The sequence below is a fragment of the Fructobacillus tropaeoli genome, assembly GCF_016860625.1.
Lineage (GTDB): Bacteria > Bacillota > Bacilli > Lactobacillales > Lactobacillaceae > Fructobacillus > Fructobacillus tropaeoli.
In genome coordinates, this window is sequence record NZ_BOJU01000013.1 from 1 (window position 1) to 337 (window position 337).

General features: G+C 41.2%; 1 protein-coding gene. It reads right to left on the reverse strand.

What is annotated here, in order from left to right; all coding sequences use genetic code 11:
- Window positions 1-337, reverse strand: a 337-nt coding sequence (locus tag FT12353_RS08460) for an IS30 family transposase (protein WP_203619403.1), incomplete at both ends; no start/stop codon positions are given.

Consider the following 337-nt stretch of genomic DNA (forward strand, 5'->3'; position numbering starts at 1 on the left):
ATATACCGATATCTTGTACGTATCTCTTAACTCACGATATCCTGAGAACTCTTTTCCATGATCAACAGTGATACTTTTTACAGTGCTGCCAAACGAGTTCATGAAACGTTGAAAGGCAGTTGCCATGGCCTCCTTAGTTCGATTGTGTACCTTGATTGCCCAATAGACACGACTTTGGCGCTCTAAAAAGGTAACCACACATGTTCGATCTTGACCTCGACTAGAGAGAACAGTATCAACTTCCCAGTGCCCAAATTCTTTCCGTTCATTCACTTTTTCAGGACGTTTTTCAATGGTTTGTTCTACTTTGAAAGTTCCACGTGTTTCTTTCTTGCGA